The following is a 25,107-nucleotide window of genomic DNA, read 5'->3' on the forward strand; positions in this document are numbered from 1 at the left end:
CCCGGCGGACGATGGATGAACTGGATAAAATCTGGCAGCCCTACATCGTGGTCGGCGGTTCCGGCCTGTACCTAAGGGCATTAATCGAAGGGCTGGTCAATATCCCTGCGGCCGATCCCGGTATCCGCCGGGAACTCAAAAACCTTTCCGGGACCAGGGGAAATCAGGCCTTGTTTAAAAAACTGGCCGAATGCGACCCGGAAACCGCCCAGAGACTCGGCGTCAACGACGGGGTGCGGATCGTCAGGGCACTGGAGGTCTTTACGCTTACCGGGAAACCATTGAGCCTTTGGTTCAAGGAAAAGCGCGCCGGGGACGCCAGGAACTATAGACTAATAGTGTTGGACCTGGACCGGAAAACGCTCTATCAAAGGATCGAGACCCGGCTTGACTTTATGATGGCCCGGGGCCTGCTGGATGAAGTGAAAGGCCTGTTAAAACGAGGCTACGGGCCGGACTCACCCGGAATGCAGACGGTGGGTTATCGGGAACTGATGGCCTGCCTTTCGGGAAAAACAGACCTGGCGGAAGCTGTTCGCCTGATCAAAAGGAACACCAGGCATTACGCCAAACGGCAGCTTACATGGTTCCGCAAAATGAATTATCAGCAATGGATAAACTGCCTGTCAAACGAAAGTCCCGAAGATATCGCCAATAAAATATCGGTTTAACCAAAAGTCGTAGCCGTTCTGCCACAAAGGCACTAAGACACCGAGCCAAATCGTGAATCGTAAATTGTGAATTGTTATTTTTGTGCCCCTGCGACTCAGCTCATGGCAGGCTAGTGTCTTGGTGGTGAAAAAATATTAAAATTCAATGAAGATACTGTTAATCGGTTCGGGCGGCCGGGAACACGCCCTGGGCTGGAAACTGGCCCAAAGCCCTTTGGTAAAAAAAATATATTGCGCCCCGGGAAACCCCGGGCTGGCGGAGTTGGGCGATTGTCTGGATATAAAGGCCGATGACATTGCCGGTCTGGCTGATTTTGCCCTGAAGAATGCCATTGATCTTACCGTGGTTGGCCCGGATGATTGTCTGGCCGCCGGCGTAGCCGATGTTTTCCAGGAAAAAGGCTTAAAAATATTCGGGCCCACCCAAAAAGCCGCGCAAATAGAGGCTTCCAAGGCTTTCTCCAAGGAGCTGATGCGGCGGGCCGGCATTCCTACCGCCGAGTATGCCGTCTTTGAAGATCATAAAAAGGCCCTGAATTATCTTAAGGGTCAAAGATACCCCCTGGTAATCAAGGCCAGCGGACTGGCTTTGGGCAAGGGCGCGATCATCTGCCGTGATGCCGAAGAGGCCCAAGCCGCCCTGCACTCTGCCATGGTGAAAAAGATCTTCGGGGCCTCCGGAGATCAGGTCATCATAGAAGAATTCCTGGGAGGGCCGGAAGCGTCCATCCACGCTTTTTGCGACGGCAGCCAGACGGCGCTTTTCCCCGCTTCGCAAGACCATAAACAGGCGTTTGACGGCGATCTGGGGCCTAACACCGGCGGCATGGGCAGCTACGCGCCGGTGGGCTGGGTGACCCCGGAGATGATGTATCAAATCAAGAACGCCATCGTGACCCCGGCGCTTAAAGCAATGTCGGATTTCGGCGCGCCGTTTCGGGGCTGTCTGTTTCCGGGATTGGTCTACACGCCCCAGGGCTTTAAAGCGCTGGAGTTCAACGCCCGTTTCGGCGATCCCGAGACCCAGAGCTATCTGAGGCTTTTGCAATCGGATCTGGCGGAGATCCTGCTGTCCTGCGCCGAGGGCCGCCTGAAGCCGGATGAAATCAAATGGTCCGGCCAAAGCGCCGCTTGCATCGTGGCCGCCTCCGGCGGATATCCCGGAAAATATCAGAAAGGTTTTGAGATCTCAGGTTTGGAAAAGGCAGGGGAGGACCCTGATATCAAAATATTCCAAGCCGGAACAGCTGTTAGCAACAATAAATTAGTGACGGCCGGCGGCCGGGTGCTGGGGGTTTCCGCCGTGGGGGATGATTTGGAACAAGCCCTGGCCAAAGGTTATCGGGCGCTAGAGAAGATAGATTTTTCCGGGATGCACTACCGGAAAGACATAGGAAGAAGGAGGACAGGAAAATGAAAAAAAGTTTTTTTGTTTTTTTGCTGCCGCTGTTCTTTTTCGCTTGGCTTCCGGCCCAGGCGCAAAAGACCCTGGCGGTGGCCACCGGCAATTACAAGCCTTTCCAGTTTAAGGACCGGGAGGGGAAACTGATCGGCTATGACATTGAGCTGGGCAACGAAATTGCCAAAAGGCTGGGGGTTAAGTTCCAATGGAAGCAGATGGATTTCAGGCAGATCTTTCCCTCGCTGGATGACGGCAGTTGCCGGCTGGCCATAGCCGCGCTACATTCCACCAAAGCCCGGGAGAAAAAATACGCCTTAAGCAGTTGGTATCTCAAAACCGGATTGGTGGTGGTGGCGAGAAAAACAGGCAAAAAAATCGGTTCGCTTGACGATTTAAAGGGCTTGACGGTGGCGGTCAAGGAGAAGGCGACCGGAAACGATTTTGCCAGGGAAAACGGGCTGAAGCTCGGCTTTAAATACAAGGAGTATCTGAGCACCGAACAGAGCTTTGCCGCCCTTAAAAATGGCGAGGTGGATGCGGTGTTCAACGACTACCTGTCATCGCGCATTTATCTGAAGGAAAATCCCGATTATCTGATACCCTTTCCTCCCTTTGCCTCCTGCGGCCTGGCGATAGCGGCCGGCAAAAGCAGTTCGGCGCTGATATCCAGGATAAGCGCCATTTTGGGGGACCTGGAAAAGGAGGGTTTTTTAAAAAAATTGTATATAAAATGGCTTTTATAACTATAGTTTTGCACTTTTTAACCTGTTTGGAATGATTTCCGGACTATCTAACAGCGTAGAAATACCGCCAACAGCGTAGAAATACCGCCAACAGCGTAGAAATGACCGCCAACAGCGTAGAAATGACCGCCAACAGCGTAGAAATGACCGCCAACAGCGTAGAAATGACCGCCAACAATGTAGAAATGACCGCTATCTTTGTGCCTTTCGCGGGCAACAGCATTAGAGAGGAATAATATTCCACCCTTTGAAAAGGCTTGCAAACAGGCTGACAAACCATCCTTAATGCCTATATAGTTGCCACTGAAAAAGACCCTTTTCCCACGCTTGCGCGCCAAAGCGCTTCAGCGCGCAGGCACGAAAAACGCGAAAAACGCGAAAACTCAGAAAATCCATAACCTGTTGATCACAAAATATGTTAAAGTAATATTCTGAATTCAACATTTCGCGCTTTTTCGCCTGCCTGCGCGTAGCCGCTTCGGCATAGGCAGGAGTGTTTAGCGGGTTTTTCAGGGAGAACTATATAAGTGCAAAACTATAGTTTTATAACCGAATCATGAAAATTTCTTTTAAGATAGGGCTGATCACGGCTTTAGTGGCCGGGCTTATGGCGGTCGGCATTTTCCTTAATCACAGTTTTTGGGAGGGCAAGGCCTGCCGGGCCGCGCTTAATTCCCATGCCGGGACCATGGCCGAAATGCTGAGCCTGAGCGTTCAGCAGTCGCTGCTGGGCAATGATTTTTCGGCGCTGGAATATTATTTGAACCAGTTCAATGACCGCAAGGACCTGGCCTATGTGGTTGTTTACGATAACGTAGCCACCCCGCTGGGCAGGGCCGGAGGCCTGGCGGCCAGCGAAGCCATAGCCCTTTACCAGGCCAATCCCAGGCAGCTTTTTACGAAGATGAGATGCTTTCAATTTACCGCCGCACCAGCCTATTCAACTACCTGATCCTTTTCCTGGGATTGGCGGTTTGCCTAACCTCCGGCTGGTTAGTGGCCCGGTACCTGGGAAAGCCCATCGAGGCCTTGATCGAGGGCGCCGATCAATTGGTTAAAAGCAACTACGACCACCGGATAAATTTAAAAAGAAAAGACGAATTGGGCCGCCTGATTTCGGCCTTCAACCAGATGGCCGGCACCATCCGGCAGGATATGGCGGAGCTGGGATCAAAAAACCGCCAGCTGTTGAAAGCCCGGGAGGACTTGGAAAAGGAACGGGATCTCATCAAAAACATCTTTGCCGCCACCCCGGACGCCGTCTTCATCACCGACCTCAGCGGCAATTTTACCGAGGTCAACGGCAAGGCCATAGAACTGCTGGGCCTTAATTCCCGGGATGAATTGATGGGCCAGAATTTTTCCGCCTTTATCGCCCCGGATGACCGGGACCTGGCCCTTCGCAATTTCCAAAAGACCCTGGATCACGAAGAACTGATCGATGTTCCGTTGAATGCGGTAAACGCCAAAAACGAACGGTTCCCGCTGGAATATTCCGCCAGCCTGTTGCCCGGCATTGAAGGGCGGCCCGCTAACATTGTGATGGTGGGACGCAACATCGCTTGGCGCAGAAAAGCCGAACTGGCCATGGCCGAAAGCGAGGCCCGTTTCCGGTTGCTGGCCGAGGCCAGCCCGGCCAGCATTTTTGCCTACCGGGAAAAGTTCATCTATGTCAATCCCGCCTGCCAGGCTCTTACTGGCTACAGTCCGGCCGAAAGTCTTGACCTTAATTTCTGGGATTTGATCCATCCCGACTACCGGGATCTGGTAAAACAGCGGGGCCTGGCCCGGCAGAGGGGGGAAAATGTTCCGGCCAACTATGAGTTCAAAATAATCCGCAAAGACGGCCAGGCGCGCTGGGTTAATTTTGCTGGAATCCTGACCCAGTTTGGCGGCCAGCAATCCGGTTTGGGAATGGCCCTGGATATCACCGAACGAAAAGAGGCTGAGCGGAAACTGGCGGAAACGGAAATGAAATATCAGCAGGTGCTGGAAGGCATGGCCGAGGGCATTTACCGCACTACCCCGGAGGGGAAAATACTACTGGCCAATCAGGCCATAGTCAAAATGCTGGGATTCGCCAGCCTGGATGAACTGATGGCCAGGGACATCCAGAAGGAGGGATATTTTGATCCGAATATGCGGCGGAAATTTGTCGAGGAAATGAGCCAAAAGGGACAGGTAAACAACTGGATAAACGAATGGAGGAAGAAGGACGGCTCCATTCTGGTGGTCAGGGAAAACGCCCACGCGGTCAAGGATCTATCGGGAAAAATTATTTATTACGAGGGGACGGTTGAGGATATAACGGAGCAGAGACTGGCCGAGCGGAAGCTGGCCGAGTCGGAGCGCAAATATAGCCAGTTGTTTGAAGGCATCGTGGAGGGCATTTACCGCACCACCCCTGAGGGAAAGGTATTGCTGGCCAATCCGGCCCTGGTTAAAATGCTGGGATTTGAAAGCCTGGAGCAGGTGATAAAGTTGGATCTGAACAAATCCGGTTATATGGACGTCAACACCCGCCGCCGGTTCAAGGAACTGATGGAGCGGGACGGCCAGGCGCTGGGTTTTGAGGCCCGCTGGAAACGGCCCGACGGTAAAATCCTGATAATCAGCGAAAACGCCCGGGCGGTAAGGGACGGCCAGGGGAATGTCACTTGTTACGAAGGAACGATAGAGGATATTACCGAGCGGCAGCAGGCCGAAGAAGCGCTGCTTAACGAAAAAAACAAACTGTCCGACCTGTTCCGGGTCAGCCTGCAGGTGGCCCGGGCCGGGGGCATCCAGAAAAAATTAGACCTGACCATGGAGGGAATAGCGGGCACCGGTTTGTTTGCCCGGGCGGCGCTGGTGCTTAAAAACGAGGAGGGAGGCAACAGCCATATCGCCCATTTCGGCATGACCAACAAGGAAGCCCAGGCGATCCTCAGGGCCGCTCCGGCTAAGGCCGAAAAATTAGAGAAAATATTCAACAAAAAGTACCGCTACAGCAATTCATATTTTATTCCCCATGATGCGCCGGGGGTTGATTTTTCCATCAAACTGATAAACAAGCGATATCAGCCTAGCGGCGACTGGCATCCGGCCGACGTGCTGCTGGTGCCCCTGACGGTCAAGGAAAAGCATATCGGTTATCTGACGGTGGACGAGCCGGTGGACGGAAAAATCCCCGGCCTGGAAACGGTGCGCCTGCTGGAACTTTTTGCCAATCAGGCGGCCGTGGCCGTAGATAATTTCAGGCTTTACAGCGATCTGGAGCGCAGTTATTACAGCACCCTAAAAGCCTTCGTGGCGGCCATGGACGCCAAGGACCCATACACCAAGGGCCATTCCGAGAACGTCCGTTATCACGCCCTGAACATCGCCCGCCAGCTTAAGCTTCCGGAGGAGCAGGTGAAGCTGATAGATTTCAGCTCGCTGCTGCACGACATCGGCAAGCTGGCCATCCGGGACGAGATACTGACCAAACCCAGCCTGTTGTCCGACCACGAATACCAGGAGGTAAAACTGCATCCGGTGATCGGCAGCCATCTGGTGGCCGAAGTGGAGTCGTTGCTCCATCTGGCTCCAATTATTCACAGCCATCACGAGCATTACGACGGGTCGGGATATCCCCAGGGCATCAAGGGCGATGACATTCCCCTGGAGGCCAGAATCATAGCGGTGGCCGACGCCTTTGAGGCCATGACCTCGGATCGTCCCTACCGCAAGGCCTTTGACCTGAAAGTGGCCATCAACCGGCTGCAGGAAGCGGCCGGGGCCCAGTTTGACGAGGAGATTGTAAAAACATTCATCAAACTCCATCAGGAAACCCATGGATAAAAACAAAACTAATGCCGCCGGCCCAGGCCGCCGGACCGGGCGGATCGTTCGAATAAAAAACCGGCCTTTAAAAAGGCCGGACCGGGCGAGTTCCTCCGAAGCCCGGCGCTTGAAAAAAAGATTGGATGAAATCTCGGCGCTTAGCCGGATCGCCCAGTCCCTGGCCCGGGTAATGGACCTGGACCATCTTTGGCCCCGGCTGCACCGAGAGGTCAGCCGTTTGCTGGATGCCCGGAATTTTTACGTGGCCCTGTGGCACCGGCAGGAAAAGGCGGTGGAGTTTGTTTACGAGATCGAGGACGGCAAACAGGCTCCCAAATCCCGAAAAACCCGGGCCCACGGGCTGATCGAATTAGTGCTAGAATCCGGCAAACCGCTGCTGATAAGGAATGAGGAACGGAAGATAAAAGGACAGACGGTAAAAACTAGCGGCCAGCCGGCGCTTTCCTGGCTGGGGGTTCCCATCCGGCTTAAGGGGCATACTCTGGGAATGATCGCCGTTCAGAATTACCGCCAGGCCGGCGCCTATAATCCGGGCCATCAGGAATTGCTGGCGTCCATAGCCGGCTATGCGGCGGTGGCTTTGGAAAATTCCCGGCTGCAGGCGGCCGCCCGGCAAAAGGCCAAAGAAGCCGAAGCCCTGCATCAATTGAGCAAAGCCGCAGTAACCGAGACCGACCTGGACAAACTGCTGCAGAAGATACCCTGGCTGATCAAGGAAACCTTCGGCTACCTGAATTGCGCCATACTGCTATCAGATCAGGATAATAAATACCTGTACCTCAAGGCCGCGGTGGGATACCGGGCCCAAGCGATCAGGGATACCCGGATCGCCATCGGACGGGAGGGGATAACCGGCTGGGTGGCGGCCCAGGGAAAGACCCTGTATGTTCCCGATGTCAGCAAAGAGAAACGGTATCTGGAAACGGTAAGCGGCTGCCGTTCCGAATTGGCCTTGCCTCTTAAATTCCAAAATAAAATCATCGGGGCGCTGGACATCGAAAGCGCCGTCATTGACGGTTTTGACCCGGATAGAATCCGGCTTTTGGAAAATTTCGCCAATCAGGCGGCGGCGGTCATCCAAAAGCTCCGGCTGGAGCAGCTGGCCCAGCAAAAGATCAAAGAACTTTCCGCCCTGCATCAGCTTAGCCAGGCTGTTATCAATGCTTCCGACGAAAACGAAGTGATGACGCTGAGTCTCGAGAAAATCAGCGGCATCATCCCCGCCGATGTCATTTCCCTGATGCTGATTGATCCGGCCACCGGCGATCTGGTGATAAAAGCGGCCCGGGGGCTTTCGGATGAAACCGAACAACAGCCCAGGCTTAAATCGGGCCAGGGATTGGCCGGCTGGGTGGTCGAAAATATGGAGCCGGTGATAACCGCCGATCTGGGAAACGATCCCAGGTTCGCTGCTTTGCCGGAGAAGGAAAAGTTGGGGGCCTCGATCGTGGTGCCGCTTCAGGCCAAAGCGCAGCTCTTGGGAGTGTTGAGCATCAATAATTATTCGGGAAACCACCGGACATTCAGCGAGGAACAACTGCAACTGGCCCAGATTATGGGAAACACTATTGCCACGGCATTAGAGCAGACCGAACTGGTGTCCGCGTTGGACAGCCGGGCCTCGGCCCAAAAAGCGCTGCTGGGAACCGGCGGCCTGCTGCTGGGAACGTTGCAGATAGACGAGGTGCTTTCCAAAATTTCCCGGGAGATCGAACGCTTGATTCCCTTTCAACGTCTGGCCCTCTACAAAGCGGACTGGAACAACAGGATCCTGGCCCCGCTGCTGGCTTTAGGCCCCTATCGGGACGAGATCATGGCCGACCCCCCCTTTTCCATGGATGAAGGCATAACCGGAAACATTGCCCGGTCCGGCCGGCCGGAGATCATTCCCGATACCGCCCGCGATTCCCGGACGGTTCATGTGGCCGGGACCAGCGACGATTCGGAAGCGGTGCTGGTGGTTCCCCTGTTGGTTGATGGCCGCAGCGAGGCGGTGATGGTGATAGGAAGGAAGGTCTCGGCCGGGTTTAATTTCCGGGAGTTGGAGGTGGCTTGGCTGTTCGCCAACCAGGCGGCGGTGGCCTGGAAAAACGCCAATCTGTTCGGCCAAATTAAAATAAAACAAGATGAGCTTTCCGAAGAGAAAAGCCGGCTCAACCTGGCCCTGAAACGCCAGATCGACGTGAATACCGAGCTTTCCACCCTGCAGTACCTTTCCAGCGCCATTCTCTCCTCATTAAAACTGGAGGAGATCCTTTCGGTGATAGTGGAAGGCATCAGGACCAGCCTTGGTTTTGACCGGGTGCTGATCAGCAGCGCCGAACCCGACGGCCTTAATCTGATCCACCAGGCGGCCGCGGGAATTTCTCCGGAAGAATTCCAGGAAATGCAGCAAAACAAACTGCCCTTGTCCCAGATAACCCCGTTGATGCGGCCGGATTACCGGATCAGCGCTTCCTTTCTGGTCCCAGTCCCGGAGCAAGACCAGGCAAAAGGCAGGCCCGGCAACCAACCGGACGATTCAGGGCTTTGGCAGGAGGGCAGCCGGATTTTAGCCCCGCTTTATTCCAAGAGCCGCCAGCTGCTGGCGTTAATTCAGATCGAGAAGCCTTCGGACGGCAGGGTTCCCGATAAAAAGAAAATCCGGTCTTTAGAAGCCTTTGCCAACACCGCGGCGCTGGCCATCCAAAACGCCACCCACTATCTTGACGCCCAGAACAGGATCGCAGAGCTTTCGGTGCTTTACGAAATCGGCACCATCATCTCCTCGGAACTGGAGAAGCAAAAGCTTCTTGAAAGCGTGGTCAATCTGATCAAAGAAAAGCTTCATTACCTGAAGGTGGCCATCTTTGAGGTGGAGCCTATCACCGGCAGCCTGTTCGTGGGCGGACAGAGCGGCTACGAACACGAACTGGAGCAGGTCCATTTTACGGTGGGCGGCAACAGCGTGGTGGGATGGGTGGCCGAAAAGGGCCGGCCCCTGATAATTCCCGATGTCCGGCAGGAACCGCTTTACGTGGCGGGCGACCCCAGGGTGCTTTCGGAAATAGCCGTTCCCATCAAACGCGAAGACAAAATTATAGGGGTGCTGAGCATTGAGGACGACAAGCTGAACGCCTTTGACCAGTCGGACGCCCAGCTTTTATCCACCCTGGCCAACCAGCTGGGGGTGGCCATGGACAACGCCCGGCTGTACGGACAGGCTAAAAGCCTCTACGAGGAATCCCAGCGCAACCTCCGCGACCTTTCGGCCCTGCACAACGTGGGAGCCGCCGTCAGTTCCACCCTGCAGCTTCACGATCTGCTGCTGCAGGTTTGCGCGATTCTCAAGGATACTTTCGGATACTCAAAGATATCTATTTTGCTGGCCGATCCCCGCCGGGAAACGTTGGAGCTGATGGCCAGCCTGGGATATCCGGATCAGGTCAAAGAAACCGGCCGGAGGTTGAAGATCGGCAGCGAAGGCATCACCGGCCGGGCGGCCCTGACCGGGGAAGCGGCGATAGTCAACGACGTCAGCCGGAATCCGGAATACATCTGCATAGACCAAAACACTAGGTCGGAGATGGCGGTGCCGCTGAAACTGAAGGACCGGGTGATAGGGGTGATCAACGTGGAGAGCGATGTCTTAAATGATTTTGACCGGCTGGACCTGAAACTGCTGACCACCCTGGCCACCCAGCTTTCGGTGGCGGTGGAAAACGCCAGGCTGTACCAGGAGGCCGAGCAGCTGGCCGTGACCGACGGCTTGACCGGAGCGAATAACCACCGGTACTTCCAAGGCTTTTTTGAACGGGAGCTCAACCGGGCCAAGCGCTACAATCATCCGCTTTCTTTGCTCATGCTGGATATCGATCATTTCAAGGAATTCAACGACAAGTTCGGCCATCCGGTGGGCGACCTGGTGCTGAAAACGGTGACCGAGATTCTAAAACAGCAGGCCCGGGAGGTGGATCTGGTGGCCCGTTACGGGGGCGAGGAGTTTATGCTGGTGCTGCCCGAAACCGGCAAAAAAGAAGCGGTGATGCTGGCCGAGCGGATCAGGCTGGCGGTTAAAAAACAAGCACTGTCCGATCCCCAGAATAAGCCGCTGCCCAGTATCACGGTCAGCCTGGGAGTCTCCAGTTATCCCGAGAACGGCTCGGAGAAGGAGGAGCTGATTGACTATGCGGACAAGTGCCTGTATAAAGCCAAGGCCGGCGGGCGCGATCTGGTGAAGCAGTAGTCTGAAGGCGCCGGGCATTAGCCGCTGATTATCGCAGATATACGCCGAAGGTTAATTGAGCTTCTGAGATCGTAGCACGCTTATAAAATTGCAGCGCCAATTACGGCTTTAGCGGTTCCATCACATTTTGATATAAGGAATCAGATCAATGGCTTCGTTCATCAAGCCTCATTCCCGCTGGTCTCAGGTATGGCGGGCGTATCTTTTTATAGGGGCGCTGCTGCTGGTGGCGGCGTCGCTGGTCTACACGGTGGGGCTGATCAAAAGGCTGGAATCCGAGCCCCGGATCATGTCCCGGGTGTTCGCCAGGTTCTGCATGACCGCCGCCCTGCCCGAGCCGGCCGGAGAATCGCCCGAGACCGGAATAATATTTGAAGAGGTCATTCAGAACATCAATTTTCCGGTGGTGGTGACCGACCGCCAGGGCCTGCCCATCGCCTGGCGGGGGATCGATGTCAAAGGAGCAGAGTTCGACCAGCAGGTCATTCCCGCCGAAGTGGCCGGGCGCTGGGAAAAGCTGACGCCCGAAGAGCCTTTCTATCAACTGAAAAAAGCTATCGGAGAACTGGACCATCAGAACCAGCCCATCATCATGACCCTGGGCCAGGACTCCAACAACGTGGTCACCGTCCACTACGGAAAGCCAAGTGTTTTAAGGGAACTGAGGTTCATCCCCATCATCCAGTTAGTGGTGGTGGCTCTGTTCGTCTGGATCGGTTTCATCGGCTTCCGCACCATCAAGATCAACGAGGAACGGGCGGTATGGGTGGGCCTGGCCAAGGAGGCGGCCCATCAGCTGGGCACGCCCATCTCCTCGCTGATGGGCTGGCTGGCCCTGCTCAAAGAGGGGGGGCATCCGGCCGCCGATGCCGTGCCCGAAATGGAAAAGGATCTGGCCCATCTCAACCGGGCGCTGGCCCGTTTCAACCAGATCGGGTCAATTCCCAAGCTGCAGCCGGTGGAGGTCACCCAGGTAATAACCGAAGCGGTGGATTATTTTCGGCGCCGGGCGGCCAACCTGGGCAAGGATATTGCTTTTGAAGAGAGCTATCAGCAGCCCTGCGAAGCGGCCCTGAACGCCGAGCTGTTTTTATGGGCGGTGGAGAACCTGATAAAAAACGCTATCGACGCCATTGAAAGCCCGGGCGGGCTGATCAAGGTCAAGGTTGCCCGCAACGGGCAAAAATTAGAGATCATGGTGGAGGACAACGGCCGGGGGATAAATCCCAAGAACCAGTCCAAAATATTCCGGCCCGGCTTCACCACCAAGGCGGTGGGCTGGGGCCTGGGGCTTTCCTTAGTCAAAAGGATCATCGAGGATTACCACGGAGGAAGGATCAGGCTGCTGTTCAGCCGGCCCGGGGCCGGCACTGCCTTTGTCATAAATCTGCCCCTGCCTTCCAAATCAAAAACGCTATAAGAGACGACAATGGAACGACCGTATAAAATACTTTGGGTGGACGATGAAATAGATCTGCTGAAGTCCCAGATCCTTTTACTGCAGGACAAGGGCTTTATCGTGATCCCGGCGGCTTCGGGCGAGGAAGCGCTGGTCAGGGTCAAGGAACATGATTTTGACCTGGCGCTGCTGGACGAGATGATGCCGGGGATGGACGGCCTGGCCACCTTGTCCGCCCTGCGCCACTTAAGGCCGGAGCTTCCGGCCATCATGGCCACCAAGAACGAGAAGGAGGAACTGGTGGAACAGGCCCTGGGCCAGAAGATCGACGACTTTTTGCTGAAGCCGCTGAACCCGGCCCAGGTGCTGGCCTCCTGCCGGAGGGTGCTGGAATCGCGCCATCTGGTGGAGGGGCAGGCCAGCAAGGAATACCTGTCCCAGTTGAACGACCTGCGGGATTTCGATTACCCATCGTTAGACTGGCAGGGCTGGTGCCGCCATTATCAGATGCTGACCGAATGGGATCTTCGATTATCCGAGTTGCCGGATCAGGGGCTGCACCAGAGCCACGAGGACATCACCAAGGAAGCCAACCTGGAGTTCGGGCGGTTCATCGAGGAAAATTACATTCACTGGCTGCACGGCGCATCCCGTCCGATCCTTTCCCCGGATCTGGTGGAGCGCTATATTCTTCCGGTTCTGAAAAACAATCAAAAATGCCTGCTGCTGGTATTGGACTGCATGCGGCTGGATCAGTGGCTGCTGCTGGAGCCTTATTTAAAGGAGTGGTTTGACATCAAGCGGGAGCACTATTGCTCCATCCTGCCCACCGCTACCCCTTATTCCCGCAACGCCATCTTCAGCGGATTGTATCCTTCACAGCTGGCCAAAAATTATCCCCAGTACTGGGAAAAAGGAGGGCATGCCGGCGAGGCCAGCTTGAACCGTCACGAGCATAAACTTTTGGAACTGCAACTGCAAAGGCTGAAGGTTCCTCACCCCTCCGATTTCCGTTATTCCAAAATATACAATATCGACGAGGGCCACGAACTGAAGAAGGTCTTCGGCTCCTGGCAGAATGTTTCGCTGGCGGCGGTGGTGGTCAACTTCATGGACATCCTGGTCCACTCCCGGGCCGAGTCGTTGGTGCTGCAGGAGATCGCTCCGGACGAAAAGGCCTTCCGGTCCCTGACCCGCACCTGGTTCGCCAATTCCGACGTGCTGAACATCCTGCAGCAGGCGGCCCGGCAGAAACGCCAGGTGATAGTAACCACCGATCACGGCTCGCTGCAAGGCCGGCGGGCCGCCGCCATCCAGGCCGGCCGGGACACCAGCGCCAATCTGCGCTATAAGTCCGGCACCAACATCTCCTGCGATCCGCGCCAGACGTTGTGGATAAAAAATCCCCTGGAATATATGCTGCCCGAGGATTTTACCGGTTTGCAGTACTTGGTGGCCAAGGAGGATTACTATCTGGTCTATCCCACCAAGTTTGAAGAATACCGCAAGCGGTATGAAGGGACTTTTCAGCATGGCGGAATATCAATGGAGGAGATGATCCTGCCGGTGTGCCGGTTGACGCCGAAGTGAAGGTAAATCTTGATGCAATACCTTTTGTCATACCCGAGAAACCGGGAATCCAGTAATAATTTAAGGTATATTAAAAATGTTCGAGCAGGCTTTTAAAAACATAGACGACATCCTGCACAAGGACGCTGGCTGCAGCAGCGAACTGGATTATGTGGAACAGACTTCGTGGATCCTGTTTTTGAAGTACTTGGACGATCTGGAAAAAGACAAAAAAGCCACGGCCGAGTTGTCGGGCAAACCATACCAGGCCACCATCAGCAAGGACTACCGCTGGGACATTTGGGCCATGCCCAAAGGCCAGGACGACAAGCTGGACCACCACAAAGCCCTCGGCGGCGATGATCTCAAGGATTTTGTTGATCACAAGCTGTTTCCCTACCTTAAAAAATTCAAAACAAGCGCCGAGAGCGCCGATACCATTGAATACAAGATAGGCGAGATATTCAGCGAGCTGAAAAACAAGATCCAAAGCGGCTACAATATGCGGGAAGTGATAAATAAAATTGACGAGCTCCGCTTCCGTTCCCGGGTGGAAAAACATGAAATGTCACACTTGTACGAGGATAAGATCAAAAATATGGGCAGCGCCGGGCGCAACGGCGGCGAGTATTATACGCCCCGCCCGCTGATCAAAACCATAATAAAAGTGGTAAACCCAAAAATAGGCGAAAAAATATACGACGGGGCCGTGGGCTCGGCGGGCTTTTTATGCGAAGCCTTTGAATATCTGAAAACCAACAGGGAATTGTCCACAAAGGACATGACGGTCCTGCAGAAAAGCACCTTTCATGGCAAGGAGAAAAAATCCTTAGCCTATATCATCGGCATCATGAACATGATATTGCATGGTATAGAAGCCCCGAATATTATTCACACCAATACTTTGGCCGAAAACCTGGCCGACATCCAGGAAAAAGACCGCTACGATGTGGTTTTGGCCAATCCGCCGTTCGGCGGCAAGGAACGGGCCGAGGTTCAGCAGAACTTTCCCATAAAGACCGGCGAAACCGCTTTTTTATTCCTCCAGCATTTTATAAAAATCCTCAAAGCCGGTGGCAAGGCCGGCATTATCATCAAAAACACCTTTTTGTCCAATACCGATAATGCATCCGTTTCCTTGCGTAAGCTGCTTTTGGAAAACTGCAACCTGCATACGGTGCTGGACCTGCCCGGCGGGGTATTCAGCGGGGCGGGAGTGAAGACGGTGGCGCTGTTTTTTGAAAAGGGCGCGCCCACCCGCAAGATTTGGTATTACCAGCTAAATTTGGGAAGGAATTTGGGGAAAACCAATCCGCTTAACGAAAATGACCTGGCCGAGTTTTTGAAATTGCAGAAGAAAAAGGAAGATTCCAAGAACTCTTGGACGGTGGATATTACAAAGGTGGATAAGGAAACTTTTGATCTTTCGGTGAAGAACCCGAATAAGAAGGATGAGAAGGCTTTGCGCCAGCCGGAAGCGATTTTGCAGGAAATGAGAAGGTTGGATAAGGAAACAGCAGGTATTTTAGGGAAAATCAGAGGGTTGGTATGAAGACCGCTTGGCAAATAAAAAAGCTTGGTGAAATATTAAATTTGGAATACGGAAAGCCATTGCCAGAAGAAAAAAGGAAATTCAATGGGAAATATCCTGTTTATGGTGCAAATGGGGTAATAGATAGAACCAATGAGTATTATTATAATGAGCAAAGCATTGTAGTAGGTCGAAAGGGATCAGCTGGTGAAATCAATCTTACTGAAAAAATGTTTTGGCCACTGGATGTTACTTATTTTGTTACTTTTGATCAAAAGAAATATGATTTGAAATACATCTATCATCTTTTAGATGATCTTGAGTTACCACGCTTAGCAAAAGGAGTTAAACCCGGAATAAATCGTAATGAAGTATATTCTATTGATGTTGAAGTTCCCCCGCTTTCCGAACAACGCCGCATTGTTGCCAAGTTGGACAAAGCCTTTGCCGCAATTGCCAAAGCCAAGGAAAACGCTGAGAAGAACCTGGCCGATTCAAAAGAGCTTTTTGAGTCGTATTTAAACGGCGTGTTTGCCAAGCCTGGCAAGGATTGGGAAGAGAAAAGGCTGGGGGAGGTATGCAAAGTTATAGCCGGGCAATCTCCGAAAGGTAAATATTACAATAACTCTGGCAAAGGTTTGCCTTTTTATCAGGGTAAAAAGGAATTTACCGACAAGTTCATTGGCAAGCCTACAACTTGGACAACCGAAATAACAAAGGTAGCCCAGGCTGGCGATATATTAATGTCGGTTCGTGCGCCTGTCGGTCCGGTTAACTTTGCGACGCAAAAAATATGTATTGGGCGTGGTCTTGCGGCGATAAGGGCGACAAAACTGATTGACAAAGAATATTTATTCAACTTTCTGGTTAAGCATGAAAGTGAAATTGTCGGTAATACCGGTGCAGTATTTAATTCAATAAATAAAGCACAAATAGAGGATTTTTCTGTGTCTTGTCCAAATATCGCAAAACAATGTGCTATCGTCGCCAAACTCGACGCTCTTTCCGCCCAAACAAAAAAATTGGAGGCCATTTACGCCCAAAAGCTGGCCGATTTGGAGGAACTAAAGAAATCCATTCTGCAAATGGCTTTTAACGGGGAATTGTAAGATGCTGGAACGAAAAATTAGAGAACTGATTAAACAGGGCGAAGGGTTGCGGGTTGAGTTCAAAGAATGCAAAAGCGCCTTAAGCAAAGATGTTTACGAAACAGTCAGCGCATTCCTTAACCGGTCAGGCGGCGAGTTGCTGCTTGGCGTAAAAGACAACGGCGTTATTTCCGGGGTTGACAAAGACCGGGTGGAGCAGATAAAAAAGGATTTTGCCACCGGCATCAATAACCCGCAAAAAATAAATCCGTCATACTATCTTACGGCGGAGGAGGCGGTAATTGACGGCAAAACCGTTATCTATATTTTTGTGCCCGAAAGTTCACAAGTCCACCGTTGCAACGGCAAAATATTCGACCGCAACGAGGATGGCGATTTCAATATTACCGATAATTCAACCCTGGTAACGGCTCTTTATATTCGCAAGCAGACATCATATACCGAAAACAATATCTATCCCTTTGTTGCCATTGGCGATCTGAGGAAAGACTTGATCGTTAGAGCCAGGAAATTAGCGGTTAACCAGAAGCCGGACCACATTTGGTCGGATCTGGACGATTTGGAGATGATAAAAAGCGCCCAGCTTTATAAAAAAGCCAAAATAATAATACCCATTACCCCCCAAGCCGCCCCGCAAGTCACCAGGCATGCTGCCATGCAAGATACCACGCAAGTTGCCATGCAAGACGATAGGATAAAACTGATACTTAAATATTGTCAAACGCCAAGAACGCGAACGGAAATTCAAAAACATATAAAAATAACTAACAGGGAATATTTCCGGAAAGACATTTTAAATCCGCTTATTAACCAGGATTTGCTTCATCCTACAATTCCCGGAAAACCCAGAAGCCCCAAACAGAAATATTATTCGGTGAAACAGGGGGATAGCGAATGAACGAAGCCGAGACCAGGGCTGAATTAATAGACCCATTGCTTAAAGCCGCCGGCTGGGGCGTGGTAGAGGGGACGAAAATCCTCCGGGAGGAATATCATATTACGGACGGCAAGATTCAACCGGGCGGAACCCGGGCCAAGCCCATGATTGCCGATTATATCCTGGTATATAACAATCGCAAATTGGCGGTGATCGAAGCCAAAAGCGTTACCAAATCGGTGGGCGAGGGGGTGGCCCAGGCTAAAACCTATGCCGGAAAAATGAATATTGATTATTGCTATGCCGCCAACGGCAATGAGATATACCAGATCTCCATGAAAAGCGGCAAAGAAGGCAATGTTTCGGCATTTCCCACCCCGCAAGAACTTTGGAGCAAGACATTTTCCGGCCAAAACCATTGGCAAGATAAATTCAACGCCATACCGTTTGAGGACATCGGCGGTTCCAAGAAAATCCGTTATTATCAGGAAATCGCCGTAAATAACGCCATGCGCGCCATTGCCGAAGAAAAACAGAGGATTCTTTTGACCCTGGCCACCGGCACCGGCAAGACATTCATCGCCTTTCAGATAGCCTGGAAACTATTTCATGCCCGCTGGAACCTAAAGCGCGATGGCGGACTGCGTCCCCGCATACTATTTATGGCCGACAGGAATATTCTGGCAGACCAGGCGTTCAATACATTTTCGGCTTTCCCTGACGGCGTTCTGGTGCGGATCAAGCCCGGCGAAATACGGAGAACGGGGGCTGTTCCCACCAACGGCAATATATTTTTCACCATCTTTCAGACTTTCATGAGCGGCCCGGATAACACGCCATATTTCGGGGAATATCCGGCGGATTATTTCGATTTCATAATCATTGACGAGTGCCATCGCGGCGGGGCCAATGATGAAGGCAATTGGCGGGCCATTATGGAATATTTTTTGCCGGCCGTTCAGTTGGGTCTTACGGCCACGCCCAAACGCCGGGATAATGTTGACACTTACAGATATTTCGGCGATCCGGTTTATGTATATTCGCTAAAGGAGGGCATCAATGACGGCTTTTTGACGCCGTTCAAAGTTAAACGCATTAAAACCACGCTGGATGATTATGTTTACACTTCGGATGATAAAATCATAGAAGGCGAAGTAGAAGAGGGGAAAATATACACCGAACCGGATTTCAACAAAATCATCGAGATTCGGGAACGCGAGGCCAAGAGGGTGCAGATTTTTTTGAATGATATCAACCAAAAAGAAAAAGCGATCGTATTTTGTGCCACTCAGGATCATGCTTTGGCGGTGCGGGATCTGGTGAACCAGAACAAGGAAAGCAAGGACCCCAATTATTGCGTCAGGGTTACCGCCAATGACGGTTTGCTGGGCGAGCAGTATCTGCGGGAGTTCCAGGACAACGAAAAAACCATTCCGACCATTCTTACTACTTCTCAAAAATTATCCACCGGAGTTGATGCCCGCAATATTCGTAATATTATACTGATGCGCCCGATAAATTCAATCATAGAATTCAAACAGATTATTGGACGCGGAACCAGGCTTTTTGACGGTAAAGAGTATTTTACCATTTACGATTTTGTAGATGCTTATAAACACTTTATGGATCCCGAATGGGACGGCGAGCCGATAGATGAAACAACCGAAAAACCGGGCAAAATCCCACCAGGGGGAATCGGTGAGCCTCGTCCTCCTTACCCGCCCCGGGAAAGGTTAAAAATAAAACTGGGCGACGGCAAGGCTCGTGAAATACAGCATATGATCTCAACTTCCTTTTGGGGCGCAGACGGTAAACCGATATCGGCGGAGCAGTTTATACATAATTTATTCGGTGCTATGCCGGAGTTTTTTAAAAGTGAGGATGAGTTAAGGACCATCTGGTCAAATCCAGTCACTCGTAAAGCATTCTTGGAAAGATTGGCGGCAGCCGGTTACGGGGTAAATGAACTTACGGCGCTACAATTGCTGATTAATGCCGAAAAAAGCGACCTGTTCGATGTATTGGAATATATTTCATTTGCCATTAAACCAATAACCCGCGAAAAAAGGGTGGCCCTGGCCCAAAACAAAATATTTGAAGGCTTGGATAATCGGCAAAAAGAGTTTTTAGAATTTGTGCTGTCAAAATACATCGAGTCAGGCGTAGAGGAATTGAATCAGGAAAAATTGCCGGATTTGCTAAATTTAAAATACAATGCCATTGCCGAAGCTGCGGAATTGCTGGGTGGAGTAGAAAAAATTAGAGATACATTTCTAGGTTTTCAGAAACATTTGTATATGAAAACACAATTACAATCTATGTAAAGAGAATTATAAGTGTATACAATAGTTGTATCCAGTTAAATGACTAAAATGAAAAACAAGTTAACTCTTTCAAATATAACCACCACCAACTCCGCCGAACAGACCCAGACCTTTGGCCAAAGCCTGGCCGTCCGCTTATTGCCCGGCGATGTGGTCTGCCTGTGGGGCGATCTGGGCGCCGGCAAGACGACTTTGGCCCAGGGAATCTGCCAGGGCCTGCAGTCAAAGGAGATCGCGGTCAGCCCCAGTTACGGATTGATTCACGAGTATCGGGGCATTTACGACATCTATCATCTGGACCTGTACCGTTTAGGCAACTCAGCCCAGGCCGAAGAGATCGGCATCACCGATTATCTTTACGGCCAGGGAATTTCCATCATAGAATGGCCGGAGCGGATCCGCGATATCCTGCCGTCCCAGCGGCTGGATATATTTTTGACCAGGCTGGACCAGCAGACCCGGAAGATCGAGTTAAAAGCATCAGGGAAAAATTGGAATGACAGGTTTAATAATTGACACCAGCGGCCCCTGGCTTAACCTGGCGGTTTGCCGGGCGGGAAAAGTCCTGGCCTCGGTGTTACAACAGGCGGGAAACAGGCAGGCTGAAATATTGCCTGAGGAATTGGGGAAAATATTATCCGCCGCCAAGTTGAACCTATCGGATATAAACTGGCTGGCGGTTACGGCGGGGCCGGGTTCGTTCACCGGCCTGCGGGTGGGGATCTCCTTTGCCCAGGGCTTGGCGATGGGAAGCAGCATAAAACTTCTATCGCTGAACACCCTGGACGTCATGGCCAGTCTGCCGGAAGGATTTACGGGGAATATATCCCCGATGCTAGACGCCAAAAAAGGCCAGGTCTATACCGCCTTGTATCGTTCAGAAAAAGGCGTCAGCCAGATAATCTCGTCCTATCAGGTGGTGGAACCCCGGACCTGGCTTTCCCAACTTCCTCCCCAAACAAAAATATTTGGCAGCGGAGCCCTGGCTTACCGGGAATTGATCTCCGGCTCCTATCCCCAATTACAGATTGATGAAGCTTGTCCCAACGGCCCCGAGATCAGCGGCCTGGTCAAGCTGGCCATAAAAAAAAGGCAAGAAGAAAACTTTGTCCCGGCCGAAGAATTGGACGCATTTTACATCCGGCCCTCCGATGCCGTAGTCAAGTCACATGTCTGAAAAGAAATTAGAATTCGAAAGAATGACCGAAGGCCGTCTGTCCGAAGTTTTGGCCATAGAGCAGGCCAGCTTTTCCGATCCCTGGAGCGAGGTCATGTTCCGGCAGGAGTTGGAGGAAGATTCTGGCAAGTACTCCCTAGCGCTTACCCTGGACTCTCAGACAATTGGCTACGGCATCGGCTGGATAGTACTGGACGAGTTTCATCTGGGCAACCTGGCGGTCAGCCCAGGCTTGAAAGGGCGGGGGTACGGAAGCATGATCTTGGAACGGATGATTGAAGACGTCAAGAAAAAAGGCTGCCGGACCGTTACTCTGGAGGTCAGGGCCTCAAACAAGACGGCTATAAACCTTTATCACAAATTCAATTTCAAAGAAATGGCCGTCCGTAAAAAGTACTATCAGGATGAAGACGCCCTGGTGCTGCTGGCCCGGCTGGATGAGGACCAGGCATGCTGAAACAGGGAGAGATCCTTGAACTCGGATTGGACAGCCTGGCCTGCGGCGGGGATGCGGTGGGACGGCACCTGGGACAAACGGTATTCGTACCTTACGGACTGCCCGGCGACAAAGCGCGGGTCAAAGTATTTGACGCCCACCAGAAATACTGCCGGGCTTCGATAATATCCATTGTTAGTCCCGGGGAACAGCGGATCAAGCCGGCCTGCCCGCACTTTGGGGACTGCGGAAGCTGCCAGTGGCAGATGCTGGATCACCCCCATCAGCTGGAGCATAAAAAAACGGTACTGGAACAGACCCTGGCCCGGATCGGCGGGATCAAGAATGCCGGAATCAAAGTCCTGGCCGAAGGTTCCCCCTGGCATTACCGCAACAAGGCCCAGTATCCGGTGGCCCAGTCCAAAGAAAAATTGATTATAGGCTATTACCGCCAGGGCAGTCACCAGGTGGTGCCGATCGAAGAATGCCCCATCATTCATCCCCGTTTGAACCAGGTTTTTATGCAAGCCAGGGAGATCCTTCTGATGGCAAAGGTGCCTGGCTATGATGAGTTGACCAACAGCGGAATATTAAGGCACCTGATCCTCCGTTACGGCCAGCATCAGGATAAAATGTCCTTGACCCTGGTCTGCACTAAGGACAAAATATATCCGGAGGTGATAAAATTATTGTCCGCCATTCCCCGGGTGGGTTCGGTCTGGCTTAACCTGAATGCCGAGCCGGGTAATACTATTCTGGGAAAAGAATGGAGGCTGTTATCCGGGGAAAGCCGGATGGAGGAAGAATTGGACGGGATCAAATACCGGCTGTCGGCCGGATCTTTCTGGCAGGTAAACCAGCCGTTGGCCGGAGCCTTGTACCGGCTGATAAAGGAGGAACTGCAGCTGACCCGGCAGCAGCAGGCGGTGGACCTTTATTGCGGGGCCGGGGCCATCTCCCTGCAGTTGGCCTTAATGACGGGAAAGGTGGTGGGAATAGAATCTTCGGCCCAGGCGGTGGATGATGCCAGGGACAGCGCCCGGCTGAACGGGATCGCTAATGCCGAGTTTATGGCCGGGCCGGCCGAGGCCCTTTTGGAAAAAGTGCAGCAGGCCGACGCCGTGGTCTGCGATCCGCCTCGCAGCGGGCTGAAGCCTGAAGTGATCAGGGGGCTGGACCGGCTTAAACCTCAAAAAATCGCTTACCTTTCCTGTGATCCGGCCACCCTGGCCCGCGATCTGAAGGAAATCATGAAAACGGATTATCAGATAGCAGGCCTTTATCTGGCCGACATGTTCCCCCAGACCTATCACATAGAAACCCTGGCAGTTTTACAAAGGAGATGAATGAAAAGTGAAAATAAAAAACAGCCGCCCGGTAGCCGCTTGGTTTGGCCGGGGTGGCTGTTATTGCTGGGCTTGTCGGGCTGCTACTCTTTTCATAGCGGCCGGCTGCCGTTTAAAACCCTGGGGGTGCCGGTAGCCGCCAATGCCACGGGAGATTACAGGCTGCCGGACCTGATCACCAAGTCGGTAATGGCCGCCATCACCAGGGACGGTTCGGTGAAGCTGGCGGAACCCGAGAAGTCCGAAGGAATGATGGCCATAGAGATCAAAAGCTACAGCCGAGATCCTCTTAAATACAGCGCCCAGGAAGTGGTTTCGGAATACAAGATCACCATCACGGCGGCGGTGATAGTTAAGAACGACCAAGGCAAGGTCCTCTGGGAGAACCTTGCCTTAAGCGCCTGGAGCACCTATCTGCCGGGTCGGGAAGAAGAAAGCGCGGGGATCGGGAAAGCCTCGGACAAGCTGGCCGAGGAGATAGTAAGACAGGCTTTTGAGAACTGGTAGACTCAGAAAACTAAAGGACTTACCATGGAATCGCGCCACCCACCGCATGCTGCGGGGTAAACTGGGGTAAACAGGCTGGGACAGGCGCTAAAATGACTGCGGAAATTTTATGCAAAATTCTGCAAAAATTCCGCGAAAAGGTATTGACAAACGCAGGATTTTATGATAGCCTTACATCGTAGCTGTGGGGAGCGGATATCCATTCGATTGCAAGGCATGGTTCGGTGGAAATATAAGGGGGCTGCTTTTGCCACAAGCGGGGCCTAACGCATGTCTTCATCGTATTTTTAACAGGGCATGCTTTATGAACGAAAAGAAAAAGTCATGAAAGCACAAACTAAAAACGTCGCCGATCTCAACCAACAGCCGGCCACCAAGGCTGATATTGTCAAATTAGAAACCGGCCTGCGCCAGGATATGGCCAAAATGGAAGCCGGCCTGCGCAAGGATATGGCGACCAAGAATGAACTGAAAGCAGTCAGGGACGATGTCCATGTTCTCAAGCAGGACGTGTCCGCGCTTAAAACCGACATGAGCAGCGTCAAACAATCCATAGGCAAACTGGCCGTACAGACTTTGAAAAACACCGAAGATATAGAATGGATAAAAGAGAATATGGTTACCAAAAACGACCATAATAAAGTGATGACGGCTTTGGATGAGGTCTTGCATATTGTGCGGAGGAACGACGAGGAGGGGGTGGTTATGAATGCCAGATTGGACCGGCTGGACGTCCAAAAAGCCGACAAAACCGAAGTGGAAAAAATAAAGGTTCATATAGGAATGCCTTGAAAAAAATCTGCATAAGGATATTGACAAGCGACATGGTTTTATGATACCTTGCATCGTAGCTTTGGGGAGCGGATATCCATTCGGCTGCAAAACACGGGGCCTAACTCTGGACAAGCTTTTAAAGCAAAACAACAAAAGCATTAAAATGGAACTCCGAAATAAAATAGGTTGTGTTGGCATGATTCTTGCAACACACACACACACACACATTATAACACTCTCTTAAATAAAAAAGAGGGCGTGGTAAATACTAAGGCTTCGCGCTTTCCTTAAACGGAAGGCGCGGGGCCTTTTTGTTTTGACCGCCTCGGACATTCATTTTGCGATAGCCTGAAGTCTATCGCTTGGTTTCATCAAGACCGCAGTAGCGGCCTGAGCCGGGACCCCGATTTATCGGGGTTGATGAATATCCAGCGATATCATTTATGGTATCGCTGAAATAAAAGGGGATCACCAAGCCGGACACCCTCCCCTAAAATTAATTTTGAGAGGGCAGGCTTCCACTGAGTAATGCTTTTAAGCAGGCAAACGAAGTGGAGAGGTCTAAACCATAAACCACAAGGAGAAAAAACCATGCCATTGCCCAAGGATTTCAGCAAAACCATCAACGCGCTGACGGCGCGGGGCCTGGGTTTGGAAAAAAACAAGGCGGATTTCGCCTCGGCCGCAGATCAGCAGATAGTCAAGCCGTTCCTAACCCAGGCCGCCAAGATAGCCGACATTGACGCCAAACAGGAACTGGCCAAGGCGGCCCTGCACCAGATCACCGAAGAACTGAATTCGGCAATCAAGGAGATGACAGAGGTAGAATCCCAACTGACCTCTTTAATCTACGCCAAGTATACCAAGAAGAACGACAAGTTAGAGGAGTTCGGGCTTAAGTCGTGGAAGACCGGAGGGAAGAAGGGGCCGAGGGCAAAGAAAGCCTGCTCAAGCTAACTGGACACGGGAGCCATAATACGTTTGAATTGTTTGAATAGCCTGCCCTGAGCGGGGCACCGTGCCTTACAGACGAAAGGGTTTAAACGATTTGAAACGTTGGCTCTTCTCCAATGAGTGTGGGTAAAATCGAACTTGGTGGCGAGCTGAAGTAGTTGGCAGTAAACGAGTTCTTTGATAGCAACCCCGGTAAAAATATGGTAAACTTCCGGTATGAAGAAGATCAAACGATTGG

The 25,107-nt window shown here is 52.1% G+C and carries 20 protein-coding genes; 19 read left to right on the forward strand and 1 reads right to left on the reverse strand.

Annotated elements, in window-relative coordinates:
• The 3 genes from miaA to HY768_07155 form a co-directional block, all read left to right on the forward strand.
• Nucleotides 1-671 (forward strand): tRNA (adenosine(37)-N6)-dimethylallyltransferase MiaA (gene miaA / locus HY768_07145; GenBank protein MBI4726984.1); only part of this gene is annotated, 671 nt, incomplete at its 5' end.
• A 145-nt stretch (nt 672-816) separates the two neighbouring features.
• On the forward strand, nt 817-2,088 hold the full coding sequence (purD, locus tag HY768_07150; GenBank protein MBI4726985.1) for a phosphoribosylamine--glycine ligase: 1,272 nt from the start codon (nt 817-819) through the stop codon (nt 2,086-2,088).
• Nucleotides 2,085-2,816 (forward strand): amino acid ABC transporter substrate-binding protein, encoded by a 732-nt coding sequence (locus HY768_07155; protein ID MBI4726986.1) that lies wholly within the window; start codon nt 2,085-2,087, stop codon nt 2,814-2,816. Before purD ends, HY768_07155 begins: the two co-directional genes overlap by 4 nt.
• A gap of 47 nt (nt 2,817-2,863) precedes the next feature.
• Here HY768_07155 and HY768_07160 read toward each other — a convergent pair whose 3' ends face one another.
• The gene (locus tag HY768_07160; protein MBI4726987.1) at nt 2,864-3,154 is read right to left on the reverse strand and encodes a hypothetical protein; all 291 of its coding nucleotides are present in this window, start codon (nt 3,152-3,154) and stop codon (nt 2,864-2,866) included.
• Nucleotides 3,155-3,372: 218 nt separating this feature from the next.
• On the opposite strand from HY768_07160, the gene HY768_07165 reads away from it, so the two are divergent.
• The 16 genes from HY768_07165 to HY768_07240 all read left to right on the forward strand — a co-directional run bounded on the left by HY768_07165 (nt 3,373) and on the right by HY768_07240 (nt 24,872).
• Nucleotides 3,373-3,768, forward strand: coding sequence for a hypothetical protein (locus tag HY768_07165; GenBank protein ID MBI4726988.1), 396 nt, complete (start codon nt 3,373-3,375; stop codon nt 3,766-3,768).
• Nucleotides 3,726-6,638 (forward strand): PAS domain S-box protein, encoded by a 2,913-nt coding sequence (locus HY768_07170; GenBank protein ID MBI4726989.1) that lies wholly within the window; start codon nt 3,726-3,728, stop codon nt 6,636-6,638. Before HY768_07165 ends, HY768_07170 begins: the two co-directional genes overlap by 43 nt.
• Nucleotides 6,631-10,866, forward strand: coding sequence for a GAF domain-containing protein (locus HY768_07175; protein ID MBI4726990.1), 4,236 nt, complete (start codon nt 6,631-6,633; stop codon nt 10,864-10,866). The genes HY768_07170 and HY768_07175 overlap by 8 nt, the downstream gene beginning before the upstream one ends.
• Before the next feature lie 148 nt (nt 10,867-11,014).
• On the forward strand, nt 11,015-12,286 hold the full coding sequence (locus HY768_07180) for a HAMP domain-containing histidine kinase (GenBank protein ID MBI4726991.1): 1,272 nt from the start codon (nt 11,015-11,017) through the stop codon (nt 12,284-12,286).
• A gap of 9 nt (nt 12,287-12,295) precedes the next feature.
• Nucleotides 12,296-13,855 carry a response regulator gene (locus HY768_07185; protein ID MBI4726992.1) on the forward strand — a complete coding sequence of 520 codons (1,560 nt, stop codon included), beginning with the start codon at nt 12,296-12,298 and terminating at the stop codon, nt 13,853-13,855.
• A gap of 76 nt (nt 13,856-13,931) precedes the next feature.
• A complete protein-coding gene (locus HY768_07190) occupies nt 13,932-15,386 on the forward strand; it encodes an N-6 DNA methylase (protein MBI4726993.1) in 1,455 nt (484 codons plus the stop codon).
• Complete coding sequence (locus HY768_07195; GenBank protein ID MBI4726994.1) at nt 15,383-16,474, forward strand: restriction endonuclease subunit S; 1,092 nt, start codon at nt 15,383-15,385, stop codon at nt 16,472-16,474. Before HY768_07190 ends, HY768_07195 begins: the two co-directional genes overlap by 4 nt.
• 1 nt (nt 16,475) lies before the next feature.
• Nucleotides 16,476-17,372 carry a putative DNA binding domain-containing protein gene (locus HY768_07200; GenBank protein ID MBI4726995.1) on the forward strand — a complete coding sequence of 299 codons (897 nt, stop codon included), beginning with the start codon at nt 16,476-16,478 and terminating at the stop codon, nt 17,370-17,372.
• A complete protein-coding gene (locus tag HY768_07205; GenBank protein MBI4726996.1) occupies nt 17,369-19,675 on the forward strand; it encodes a DEAD/DEAH box helicase family protein in 2,307 nt (768 codons plus the stop codon). The genes HY768_07200 and HY768_07205 overlap by 4 nt, the downstream gene beginning before the upstream one ends.
• Nucleotides 19,676-19,723: 48 nt before the next feature.
• Nucleotides 19,724-20,191, forward strand: coding sequence for a tRNA (adenosine(37)-N6)-threonylcarbamoyltransferase complex ATPase subunit type 1 TsaE (tsaE, locus tag HY768_07210; protein ID MBI4726997.1), 468 nt, complete (start codon nt 19,724-19,726; stop codon nt 20,189-20,191).
• Nucleotides 20,172-20,852 carry a tRNA (adenosine(37)-N6)-threonylcarbamoyltransferase complex dimerization subunit type 1 TsaB gene (tsaB, locus tag HY768_07215; protein MBI4726998.1) on the forward strand — a complete coding sequence of 227 codons (681 nt, stop codon included), beginning with the start codon at nt 20,172-20,174 and terminating at the stop codon, nt 20,850-20,852. Before tsaE ends, tsaB begins: the two co-directional genes overlap by 20 nt.
• Nucleotides 20,845-21,309 (forward strand): ribosomal protein S18-alanine N-acetyltransferase, encoded by a 465-nt coding sequence (rimI, locus tag HY768_07220; GenBank protein MBI4726999.1) that lies wholly within the window; start codon nt 20,845-20,847, stop codon nt 21,307-21,309. Before tsaB ends, rimI begins: the two co-directional genes overlap by 8 nt.
• Nucleotides 21,303-22,634, forward strand: a complete 1,332-nt coding sequence (gene rlmD, locus HY768_07225) for a 23S rRNA (uracil(1939)-C(5))-methyltransferase RlmD (GenBank protein ID MBI4727000.1) — start codon at nt 21,303-21,305, stop codon at nt 22,632-22,634. Before rimI ends, rlmD begins: the two co-directional genes overlap by 7 nt.
• Nucleotides 22,635-23,141, forward strand: a complete 507-nt coding sequence (locus tag HY768_07230) for an LptE family protein (GenBank protein ID MBI4727001.1) — start codon at nt 22,635-22,637, stop codon at nt 23,139-23,141.
• Between the two features lie 324 nt (nt 23,142-23,465).
• Entirely contained in the window at nt 23,466-23,933 is a 468-nt protein-coding gene (locus HY768_07235; protein ID MBI4727002.1) for a hypothetical protein, read from the forward strand.
• Between the two features lie 573 nt (nt 23,934-24,506).
• Complete coding sequence (locus HY768_07240; protein ID MBI4727003.1) at nt 24,507-24,872, forward strand: hypothetical protein; 366 nt, start codon at nt 24,507-24,509, stop codon at nt 24,870-24,872.
• Nucleotides 24,873-25,107: the final 235 nt, after the last annotated feature.

It is taken from the genome of candidate division TA06 bacterium, from assembly GCA_016208585.1.
Lineage (GTDB): Bacteria > Edwardsbacteria > AC1 > AC1 > EtOH8 > UBA5202.

Coding starts and splice junctions, on each gene's coding strand:
- purD (MBI4726985.1), top strand. CDS start 817: ATGAAGATACTGTTAATCGGTTCGGGCGGCCGGGAACACGCCCTGGGC.
- HY768_07155 (MBI4726986.1), top strand. CDS start 2,085: ATGAAAAAAAGTTTTTTTGTTTTTTTGCTGCCGCTGTTCTTTTTCGCT.
- HY768_07165 (MBI4726988.1), top strand. CDS start 3,373: ATGAAAATTTCTTTTAAGATAGGGCTGATCACGGCTTTAGTGGCCGGG.
- HY768_07170 (MBI4726989.1), top strand. CDS start 3,726: ATGCTTTCAATTTACCGCCGCACCAGCCTATTCAACTACCTGATCCTT.
- HY768_07175 (MBI4726990.1), top strand. CDS start 6,631: ATGGATAAAAACAAAACTAATGCCGCCGGCCCAGGCCGCCGGACCGGG.
- HY768_07180 (MBI4726991.1), top strand. CDS start 11,015: ATGGCTTCGTTCATCAAGCCTCATTCCCGCTGGTCTCAGGTATGGCGG.
- HY768_07185 (MBI4726992.1), top strand. CDS start 12,296: ATGGAACGACCGTATAAAATACTTTGGGTGGACGATGAAATAGATCTG.
- HY768_07190 (MBI4726993.1), top strand. CDS start 13,932: ATGTTCGAGCAGGCTTTTAAAAACATAGACGACATCCTGCACAAGGAC.
- HY768_07195 (MBI4726994.1), top strand. CDS start 15,383: ATGAAGACCGCTTGGCAAATAAAAAAGCTTGGTGAAATATTAAATTTG.
- HY768_07200 (MBI4726995.1), top strand. CDS start 16,476: ATGCTGGAACGAAAAATTAGAGAACTGATTAAACAGGGCGAAGGGTTG.
- HY768_07205 (MBI4726996.1), top strand. CDS start 17,369: ATGAACGAAGCCGAGACCAGGGCTGAATTAATAGACCCATTGCTTAAA.
- tsaE (MBI4726997.1), top strand. CDS start 19,724: ATGAAAAACAAGTTAACTCTTTCAAATATAACCACCACCAACTCCGCC.
- tsaB (MBI4726998.1), top strand. CDS start 20,172: ATGACAGGTTTAATAATTGACACCAGCGGCCCCTGGCTTAACCTGGCG.
- rimI (MBI4726999.1), top strand. CDS start 20,845: ATGTCTGAAAAGAAATTAGAATTCGAAAGAATGACCGAAGGCCGTCTG.
- rlmD (MBI4727000.1), top strand. CDS start 21,303: ATGCTGAAACAGGGAGAGATCCTTGAACTCGGATTGGACAGCCTGGCC.
- HY768_07230 (MBI4727001.1), top strand. CDS start 22,635: ATGAAAAGTGAAAATAAAAAACAGCCGCCCGGTAGCCGCTTGGTTTGG.
- HY768_07235 (MBI4727002.1), top strand. CDS start 23,466: ATGAAAGCACAAACTAAAAACGTCGCCGATCTCAACCAACAGCCGGCC.
- HY768_07240 (MBI4727003.1), top strand. CDS start 24,507: ATGCCATTGCCCAAGGATTTCAGCAAAACCATCAACGCGCTGACGGCG.